9 protein-coding genes are annotated in these 10,123 nt (G+C 35.4%); 2 read left to right on the top strand and 7 right to left on the bottom strand.

The features are described from left to right. Positions 1-142: 142 nt before the first annotated feature. The 7 genes from ACQKP0_RS20910 to ACQKP0_RS20880 all read right to left on the bottom strand — a co-directional run bounded on the left by ACQKP0_RS20910 (position 143) and on the right by ACQKP0_RS20880 (position 7,271). A complete protein-coding gene (locus tag ACQKP0_RS20910) occupies positions 143-1,630 on the bottom strand; it encodes a tetratricopeptide repeat protein (RefSeq protein ID WP_427407776.1) in 1,488 nt (495 codons plus the stop codon). Between the two features lie 260 nt (positions 1,631-1,890). Then, positions 1,891-2,544, bottom strand: coding sequence for a phosphate signaling complex protein PhoU (phoU, locus tag ACQKP0_RS20905; protein ID WP_427407775.1), 654 nt, complete (start codon positions 2,542-2,544; stop codon positions 1,891-1,893). A 69-nt stretch (positions 2,545-2,613) separates the two neighbouring features. Next, the gene (gene pstB / locus ACQKP0_RS20900) at positions 2,614-3,399 is read right to left on the bottom strand and encodes a phosphate ABC transporter ATP-binding protein PstB (RefSeq protein ID WP_427407781.1); all 786 of its coding nucleotides are present in this window, start codon (positions 3,397-3,399) and stop codon (positions 2,614-2,616) included. 117 nt (positions 3,400-3,516) lie between these two features. Further along, a complete protein-coding gene (gene pstB / locus ACQKP0_RS20895) occupies positions 3,517-4,275 on the bottom strand; it encodes a phosphate ABC transporter ATP-binding protein PstB (RefSeq protein WP_427407780.1) in 759 nt (252 codons plus the stop codon). 103 nt (positions 4,276-4,378) lie between these two features. Next, the gene (gene pstA / locus ACQKP0_RS20890) at positions 4,379-5,263 is read right to left on the bottom strand and encodes a phosphate ABC transporter permease PstA (protein WP_427407774.1); all 885 of its coding nucleotides are present in this window, start codon (positions 5,261-5,263) and stop codon (positions 4,379-4,381) included. Beyond that, positions 5,263-6,210 (bottom strand): phosphate ABC transporter permease subunit PstC, encoded by a 948-nt coding sequence (pstC, locus tag ACQKP0_RS20885; protein ID WP_427407773.1) that lies wholly within the window; start codon positions 6,208-6,210, stop codon positions 5,263-5,265. The genes pstA and pstC overlap by 1 nt, the downstream gene beginning before the upstream one ends. 146 nt (positions 6,211-6,356) lie before the next feature. After that, positions 6,357-7,271: a phosphate ABC transporter substrate-binding protein PstS family protein gene (locus ACQKP0_RS20880; RefSeq protein ID WP_427407772.1), complete on the bottom strand. Its 915-nt coding sequence runs from the start codon at positions 7,269-7,271 to the stop codon at positions 6,357-6,359. Between the two features lie 358 nt (positions 7,272-7,629). Here ACQKP0_RS20880 and ACQKP0_RS20875 point away from each other — a divergent pair, with 358 nt between their 5' ends. Both ACQKP0_RS20875 and pnpS read left to right on the top strand, forming a co-directional pair. Continuing rightward, positions 7,630-8,337 (top strand): response regulator transcription factor, encoded by a 708-nt coding sequence (locus tag ACQKP0_RS20875; RefSeq protein ID WP_427407779.1) that lies wholly within the window; start codon positions 7,630-7,632, stop codon positions 8,335-8,337. Further along, positions 8,330-10,099 carry a two-component system histidine kinase PnpS gene (gene pnpS / locus ACQKP0_RS20870; RefSeq protein ID WP_427407771.1) on the top strand — a complete coding sequence of 590 codons (1,770 nt, stop codon included), beginning with the start codon at positions 8,330-8,332 and terminating at the stop codon, positions 10,097-10,099. Before ACQKP0_RS20875 ends, pnpS begins: the two co-directional genes overlap by 8 nt. Positions 10,100-10,123 lie beyond the last annotated feature (24 nt).

The raw sequence follows: 10,123 nt of genomic DNA, 5'->3' as shown, positions 1-10,123 counted from the left end.
GTCAGCATACATCCAAAAAGGTAAAAAAGTAAGAAAAATATCAAAAGGGGTTCGGAATGTGACCATTTCGAACCCCTTTTGTCTACAATCTGAACAGGCGATTCATTCGCCTGTTTTTACTGAAAATTTTTATTGGAGGGTCTTACAGCATAATCTCTAATAACTCTATGAAAGCCAAAGAAAAAAGCTTGATAATTTGATCTTTTTTTTCCGAAATTTGTATTGCTGCTTCCCTCAGCCAGCTGTATTCTTTTGTTTTATTTGATTCTAGTCTTACTATTGCCTTTTCTTTTAACGCTAACGCCTTACTATCTTCAGGCGATAATTCTAGTGCTTTTTCAGAAAGCTCTAATGCCCATTTACCCTTGTTTCGTCTTAAGCATTCTTGCCCTAGTACCCTTAAATATTGATGGGATTTTGAACGAAGTTTTTTATCATATTCTATTAATTCTTTTCCGTGGACAACCCTACCAACTAAATCTTTGATTACGCCGATCTGACTAAGAAATGGAGCTGTTCTATGACCAGCATAATGATGTTCAATGAATCTAGCATTTAAAAATGATTTTTTCAATTCTTTTTCAATATAGCTATTGTCAGTTCGATTTTTAGGATCATAAATTATGATTGGGGTTATATTTGGGTTATTAGTCAGCGAGAGATTGTGCTTAAAAGGAATTTCTTCACTTAATTTATCTCCATAATTTGGATGTGCTGAATTCCGAGGAGAGAGAGATAAAATCTCACAGTTTAAATCCGCACAATAGTATAGTACGGCATAACCACCTAAACTAAAGCCGTATGCAACTTTTCTTTTATAGGAATGTACAAGTAAATTTACGGTCTTATTAAAGTCCTCTAATGATAGATCCTGGTAATAGTTATTTCCAGTTCTTCTACGAACAGCAATAATATCCGTATTTTGTTTTTTTAAAAACTTAAAACCAAATGGCATTTCATCCCAAACCATATTAATAGAATCAAAAGTTATGGTAACGGTATCGTTTTTTTGAGTCATCTTATAATATTCAATCCGATTTTCTCCATTATTATATAAAATAATTTTCCGATAGCCTTTTTTATATGTCTCTTTCAATTCTTCGGAATGCTCATCCAAACAATGGCTTAGCTGTGCATTTGATTCTTTATCATTCCCGAGGACCCGATTTACAATACTAAGTCCAAAGTGTGCAGAAACCGGTATTTCATCATGATGAGTTTTTGCTAGATTCAAAATTTCTCTAGCTTTCACCCAATTATATGTATCTATCGTAACCTTTGCCAACTCAGTTAGGATTATGTGATTGTTCGGAAAATGCAATTGCCCTTCATTTAATATTTTTTCTGCCTCTTGATATTGCTTGTCTTTTCGCAAAACTTTACCTAACATCACATAATTGTCCACGTTCGGCTTAAATTCATGGATTAGCTCAAACAAATGATGACTTGCCTGTTTCCAATCTTTATCTTTCATTGCTGTTTTAGCTAACTCTAGTTTCGTATGATAAGCATTAATTCTTGGGATTCGCCTTTTTATCATACCTCCAATCTTTACAAATAAATTTTTAGCGGTTTTTTTTCCTTCTCTTAAAGTTGATTTTTTTACATCAGCCTTTAAGTTTTCTTGCAATTAACACGCCCCCTACATTAATTTTCTATTATAGTGCTATGTTAACACTTATTCCATTATATGCACAACCAATGTATTCTTTTAACAATGCTTGTATCACTTTTATAGTGTTTTGACTTCTCTGAATGGAGGATATCTGACCTAAAGGGGCAGCTGCTTGCGCTAGAAATGAAAGAAATGTTTTGCTTTTATATGTCAAAAAAAACAGACGATACCATCCGCCTGTTTTCTACTTTCCATTTAATATTGTTTATAAATTACTAATTCAAATCAACTAATGAACCTGTTTTTAAATAAACGATCCACTCACATACATTTGTTACGTAATCACCTATTCTTTCTAGATGTTGGGCAACAAGTAAGAAATGTATTGCTTGATTAACCTTCGCAGGATCTTGCTGCATAATCTCTAGTAACTCCATAAATATCATAGAAAAATACTTATCAATTTGATCATCTTTTTTCGAAACTTGGATGGCTGCTTCTCTATCTAGAGAAATATATGCATCTAATACTTCTCTTACCATTTCTTTGACAATCTCAGCCATTTTAGGTATATCGATTAATGGCTTTACATAGATTTCGTCTTTGAGACTTATCGTTGATTTGGAAATACTAACGGCATGATCAGCCATTCGTTCTAAATCAGTTGCTACTTTTAGCATGGTCGCAATTCTGCGCAAATCTGTGCCTACCGGCTGTTGTAACGCAATTAATTCAAAGCACTTTTTTTCGATTTTCACTTCATATTCATTAATACGCTGATCATCTGTTACTACTTCAAGAGCCAAATCAACATTTTTATCCACTAATGATTTTACACTTTTATAAATAGCTTCCTCTACTAAAAGTCCCATAGACATTAATGATTCGTGAAGTTCTGATAAGCGATCCTCAAACACTTTTCTTGCCACCCTAAAATCCCCCTTTAAAAACTCGACTATTATTTGAAAGTAATGCTACCCGTAACCAATCAAAGTTTCTTATCCAAATCTGCCTGAAATATAATCTTCTGTTTGTTTTCTTTTCGGATTAGTAAATATTGAATGGGTTTGGTCAAATTCAATAATTTCTCCATTTAAGAAAAATGCTGTTTCATCTGATACACGAGCTGCCTGTGACATGCTGTGTGTAACAATAATAATTGTGTATTGTTCTTTTAACTCTAAAATTAACTCTTCAATTTTAGACGTTGAAATTGGATCAAGCGCAGAGGCTGGTTCATCCATTAAAATAACATCTGGTTGAACTGCAAGAACTCTTGCAATGACAAGCCTTTGCTGCTGTCCGCCAGAAAGCCCCATCGCAGATGTGTGTAATCGATCTTTCACTTCATCCCACAAAGCAGCTTGGCGTAAGCTTTTTTCTACGATTTCATCTATAACATTTTTTTTCTTTACCCCATGAATCCGAAGACCATATGCTACATTATCATAAATTGACATCGGAAAAGGATTCGGTCTTTGAAAGACCATTCCTACTTGCTTACGAAGCTCTACTACATCAATTTTCGAACTGTACATTTCTTCATTGTTGTAATATAGGTTTCCCTCTACTCGAAATCCTGGAACTAGATCATTCATACGATTCAATGTTCGTAAGAATGTCGATTTCCCACACCCTGAAGGACCAATAAGTGCAGTTACTGTATTTTTCTTCATATCTATATTTATATCTTTTAATGCTTGAAATTGATCATAATATACATTTAATGCCTGGCTACGAATGATTGTTTTCGTCGCTTCTCGTTGTTCTAATGAGATGGCCAAATCCATTCACCTACTCCATACAATTTTTTATCCAAAGGCTTGTTGTTTTAAGCTCCTGTGGTAGAATTCTCTCTAAAGTCCCACAGAACTTTTATTAATTATCCCCAACAACAATGCCTATCCGAAATTACCTGACACATAATCTTCTGTTTGCTTTTTCTGGGGATTAGTAAAAATATCACTTGTTTGATTGTATTCAATCAAATCACCCATGTAGAAAAATGCAGTATAATCAGATATTCGAGCTGCTTGCTGCATGTTGTGGGTAACAATGACAACAGTAAAATCCTTTTTCAGTTCAATAATAAGTTCTTCAATTTTACTTGTTGAAATAGGGTCTAAGGCAGATGCCGGCTCATCAAGCAAGAGAACATCAGGCTCCATTGCAATCGCTCTAGCAATACAAAGACGCTGCTGCTGTCCACCAGAAAGTGCTAATGCTGATTTATTCAATCGATCCTTTACTTCATCCCATAAAGCTGCTTTTCTTAAGCTCTTTTCTACAATGTCTTGAAGCACCTTTTTATTTTTCTCTCCATGCTGTCTCGGACCAAAGGCAACATTGTCAAAAATGGATTTTGCAAACGGATTAGGTCGTTGAAATACCATCCCAATATTCTTTCGAATTTCAAAAACATTAACACCAGATTGATTAATATCGAAATCCTTATATAAAATGTTTCCTTCAACACGGCATCCTTGTATTTCATCATTCATTCGATTTAAGCTTCGTAAATAAGTAGATTTCCCACAGCCAGAAGGACCAATAAATGCGGTCACTTGATTTTTATAGATGGGCATAGAAACATTTTTCAACGCTAAATGACTACCATAATAAACATTTAAATTCTTTGTTTCTATGGCCTTTACTTGCATATTCCCCAAATCTTTATGATTTCGACTGGCAAGTGTAACGGCAACTTTCTCCTGTTTTTTTTCCATTATAGCTTCCATTCTCTCCGCTCCTTAGTTCCTGAGTTTAAGAAGATGTCATTCGTTTATAGATGAGTTTTCCAATCCAACGCGCACTAAGATTAAATATTAAGATTAAAATAATCAGTAATGCTGATGTTCCACTAGAAACCTCTTTGACGTCTGGCATAAGTCCTTCTGAATTTATTTTCCAGATATGAACGGCAAGTGTTTCAGCAGGTCTCATCGGATTAAGCGGTGACGAAGGACTGAATGGATTCCAATTAGAAAAATCTAGATTTGGCGTACTCATACCTGCCGTATAAATTAAAGCAGCTGCTTCACCAAACACTCTGCCTGACGCGAGTATAATTCCAGTTACAATCCCAGGAATAGCCGCAGGGACCAATATCTTCTTGATTGTTTCCCATTTTGAAATACCTAGAGCTAATCCCGCTTCCCTTTGTGCGTTAGCTACACCTTGGAGTGATGTTTCTACGACACGAACCATTAGCGGGAGGTTAAAAATGGTTAGGACTAATGCCCCCGTTAATATTGAGAATCCCCATCCCATATAGATGACGAAAAATAAAAATCCGAACAAACCTACGACTATCGATGGTAAAGATGATAAAACTTCAATTACTGTACGGAGAATATCTGTGAAAATATTCTTCTTAGCATACTCTGACATATAAATACCTGCGCCTAATGATAGTGGAATACTAATAATCATAGTTAAAATCAGTAAATAAAAGGAGTTAAATAGCTGGGGTCCTATTCCGCCACCCGCTTGGAACGATTTCGGTGGAGAAGTGATAAAGTTCCAGCTAATATTTGATACACCGTTTACGAGAATATAACCAAATAGGGCAGCTAATAATAAAACGATCAATCCTGCAATAGCATAAAATACTATTGTAGCTATGCGGTCTGCTAGTTTTGCGTTCATTAGTAAATCCTCCTACGACCAAGGATACGAATAATAAGAATAAAGACAAGTGACATGAGTAATAGTACTAATGCTAATGACCATAAGGCATTGTTTTCAGCATGACCCATGACCGTATACCCCATTCCCATTGTTAAGATACTCGTCAATGTTGAAGCAGGTTCTACCAATGAATGTGGAATCACTGTCGAGTTCCCTATTACCATCTGTACAGCCAATGCTTCACCAAAGGCACGAGCCATCCCAAAGACAATCGCTGTTAACAGCCCAGGTAAGGAAGTTTTTAGAACAACACGATATATTGTTTGCCAGCGGGTTGCCCCTAACGCTAGTGACGCCTCCCTAATTTGCATTGGAACTGCCTCAATTGCATCCACAGAAAGACTTGTTATCGTTGGTAAAATCATGACCATCAAAACAATTGTCCCTGCCAAAATTCCAAATCCGCTTCCCCCAATGTTTTCACGTAGGAATGGAACGACGACACTTAGTCCGATAAAGCCATATACTACCGATGGAATACCAACAAGCAGTTCAATAATTGGCTGCAGAAATTTTTTACCGAATTTCGGAGAGATTTCTGTCATAAAAATTGCTGCTCCTATTGCTATCGGTGCACAAATAACAGCTGCTAATAGTGTAACTGCAAAAGAACCGAAAATAAGTGGTAATGCGCCAACAATTGGCCTTCCTAATTCATCTAAGGTTCCAGGTTTCCACAGCTTTCCGGTAAAGAAGTCCAAGATACTCGCTTTATTAACAGTAAAAGTACTGAAACCCTTTGATGCAACAAAATAAAGAATGGAAACTGCAATAATAATCATGATGGATACAGAGGCTAATGTAATGATTCGCCCTCTTTTTTCCGTCCAGATCTTCGTTGATGAATTCCATTGCTTTTCTGTCATCTTAATATCCTTTAATTCCAAGATACTTTCCCCTTTCAAAAGAAAAGTGCAAGTTACTTGCACTAGTCATTTTAAAAAACAATAATTCTACTTCACCCTTTAAAAATTCACCTTTTTACAATTAACGAAACTTCCATTCATAGCTATGCTTCTAAATGGAAGTTTCATTTTCAATATTTTTTTACTTATTTATTCGTTACTTTTCCTGAAGCATCACGTTCTACTTTCATACCAGTCATTGGGATATAACCAAGTTTAGTAATTAATGTAGATTGAACATCAGGACTTAAAATGTAATCAATGAAATCTTTTGTTAAACCTGTAGGCTCACCATTTGTGTACATATGCTCATAAGCCCAGATTTTCCAATCATTTGTTTCAACAGTCGCTTGAGTTGGCTCAATACCGTCTACTTTTAATGCAGTAATATTACTATTGAAATAAGAGAATGCTAGATAACTAATTGCTCCTGGAGTTTCACTAACAATTTTTTGAACAGTACCAGAAGAATCTTGTTCTTGTGCTTGTACTGGAGTTGCTCCATCAAGTGCTAATTTTTCAAAGATTGCTCTTGTTCCTGATCCCGCTGCACGATTGATGACAACGATCTTTTCATCTTTACCGCCAACATCTTTCCAGTTTTTAATTTTTCCTGTAAAAATACCGATTAGTTGTTCTTTTGTAATATTATCAACGCCAACTTCTTTATTTACAACAGGTCCCATTCCTACAACGGCAACCTTATGGTCTACGATTTTACTTGAGTCAATGCCATCTTTTTCTTCAGCGAAAATATCAGAGTTACCAATGTCAACTGCACCTTCGCTAACTTGGCTAAGCCCTGTACCACTTCCGCCACCTTGTACATTAATCGTTGTACCTTGATTATTGCTCATATATTCATTTGCTGCTTCATCAACCAATGGTTGTAATGCAGTTGATCCAACAGCAGTAATTGATCCTTTTGCTGTTTCTGTTGTTTTATCGTTTCCGCCATCGGCGTTTGTTTTTGAGTCTGTTCCTTTACTACTTCCACATCCTGCTGCGACAATCGCAAACACTAGTAACATACTAAATAAAGCTACGACTCTTTTTTTCATTCTTGTGCCCCCTAGATTTTTTAGGTAATTTTTCTTACAAGACTAAGATAATACGAGGGTATTAAGCGAGTGTTAATGAAATGTTAAGATATTGTAAAGGTGGAATTCAGAATATAAACTCAATTAACCCGACGCCTAACTTATCTAGGTTTGACGTTTTTATTAAAAACAACAATATGTTTTAATAAGAGCTTATTAAAAGAAAAATACTATAATCAATCCTTTTGTCACTCGTTCCGATTTAGGTAAAAAGACTCTATTCTTAATTGAAAACTTTTTGAAAATATTTCTATGGTGACATAAAAACACCTACCATGTATGATAAAGAAAAATAGGTTGGACTTGGAAGGGAGCCTTTATAATGAATAAAGTATTAGTAGTTGATGACGAACCTTCAATCGTAACATTGTTAAAATTCAACCTGGAACAAGCAGGTTATTCTGTCATTACAGCATCTAATGGGGCAGAAGGCTTTGAATTAGTATTATCTGAAAATCCGGAATTAATCATTTTAGATTTAATGTTACCTGGAATGGATGGAATGGAAATTTGCAAAAGACTTCGTCAGGAAAAAATAAAAACACCTATTTTAATGTTAACCGCAAAAAGTGATGAATTTGACAAAATATTAGGACTTGAACTTGGAGCAGATGATTATTTGACGAAACCTTTTAGTCCGCGAGAGGTAGTCGCAAGGGTAAAAGCAATTTTGCGTAGGATAACCACGTTTGAAGAGACAGGAAATAAAGAAAATTCAACTATCACAATTGGGTATTTAAAGGTTTATCCTGATCAATTCGAAGCCTATTTTAAAAACGAAAAGCTAGAGCTTACACCAAAAGAATTCGAGCTATTACTCTTCTTATCAAATCATCGTGGAAAAGTTTTAAGTCGTGATCAGCTTCTAGACTCGGTTTGGAACTATGATTATGCTGGTGATACGAGAATTGTTGATGTCCATATCAGTCATTTACGTGAAAAAATTGAAGAAGATACGAAACAGCCAATGTACATTAAAACAATAAGAGGATTCGGATATAAAATGGAAGGACCTAGAAATGAATAAACTTTGGCTGAAAATTTCATTTCGGTTTTTAATTTTATTGTTTTTTGTTTTATTAGCAATTGGTTTTTTTATAGCAGATATAATGAAAAATACATATATGGATATGACAAGAAATCAATTATTTCAAGACGCGAATATTGTAACTGAATTTATTAATACGAATGAAATTAAAAGGAACTCTCCATCATTACAAGATAAAGTGCAAAGCTTTTATGCTGAAAACCAGCCTAGAATTACGATAATTGATATGAATGGAAAGGTGCTTGCAGATTCAGAAAATAAACCTGAAAACATGGAAAACCATGCGAATCGACCAGAATTTAAAGGGGTAATTAAGAATCACAAAAATAGTGCAGAATCCATTCGTTACAGTAAAACCCTAGGCTATAATATGATGTATGTTGCCACTCCAATTAAAGAAAATAATCATGTGATTGGAGTGATAAGGGTTGCATTTACATTGCAAAATATCGATCAGGCGATCAATAAACTATGGTTAAGTCTCGGATTAGCTATGGGTGTCACCTTGATTCTTTCAAGCATTATTGGGATTAGGCTTGCCAAAGGAATTACTAGACCTATAGAAGATATTATCCAAGTAGCAAGGCGATTAACCGAAAAGGATTATAGCAGCAGAGTAAGAGCAAAAACGAATGGAGAGCTTGAACAGCTGGCTAATGCTATAAATAAACTTGCGAAAAGCTTGCAGCGTCAAATGGAAGAAATTAGAGAAAATCAACAAATGTTGACTGGGGTTTTAGCCAATATGGTAAGCGGAGTTATGTTGATTAATCCAGCAGGCCGGATCATGTTAGTCAACCCCGCAATGGAGAGAATCATCGGAACAAATGCTGAACAATTAACAGGTAAGCTTCATATTGAAGCTGGAAAAAACTTTGGTCTTAGTCAATTAATCGATCGATCATTAAAGGAAAACATCCCTCTTCATGAGGAAGTTCATATGTATTTTCCAAACGAACGCGTACTTGACGCTCATCTTGCACCATATGTCGGTGTAAATGGGGAGATAAAAGGCATTATTACCGTTCTTCATGATATTACAGAGATTCGCAGGCTGGAAAAAATGAGGAGTGAATTTGTCGCAAATGTTTCTCATGAACTAAAAACCCCAGTTACTTCACTTAAGGGTTTTGCCGAAACATTATTAGATGGTGCGATGAATGATCCCGAGCTGACGAAATCATTTCTTACGATCATTCATGATGAAAGTGAACGCCTTCATCGATTGATTAGTGACATACTTCATTTATCAAAAATTGAACAGCATCAGCTTCCGTTTCATCCAGAACCTTTGAATGTGATTGAGGTTATTTACGAAACGGTAGACACCATTCAAGAACAAATTAATAAAAAACAATTACATATTCATCTTCCTGAAAATAAAGCAATTTTCATTGAAGCTGAAAGAGATCGTCTGCAGCAAATTATCCTAAATCTTGTTGCCAATGCAGTCACCTATACTCCAGAAAAAGGATCTATTGAGATTAATATAGTAGAAAAAGAAGAGGAAATAGATTTAATTGTAAAAGATACAGGGATAGGGATTTCGAAACAGGATTTACCTAGAATCTTTGAACGTTTTTACCGGATAGACAAGGCACGATCACGGAACTCCGGTGGAACTGGACTCGGCTTAGCGATTGTGAAACATCTTGTGGAATCTCATTACGGCTCTATAAAAGTAGAAAGTGTTGAGGGAAAGGGAACTCAGTTTACGATTACCTTACCGAAAAAACAATAATAGTAAAAAAACACATCCTAATTA

Origin of the sequence: Heyndrickxia sp. NPDC080065, assembly GCF_050281185.1 — a bacterium.
Classification (GTDB): domain Bacteria; phylum Bacillota; class Bacilli; order Bacillales; family Bacillaceae_C; genus Heyndrickxia.
The sequence above is the reverse complement of the archived record's forward strand: the minus strand, read 5'-3'. Positions and strand labels throughout refer to the sequence as shown.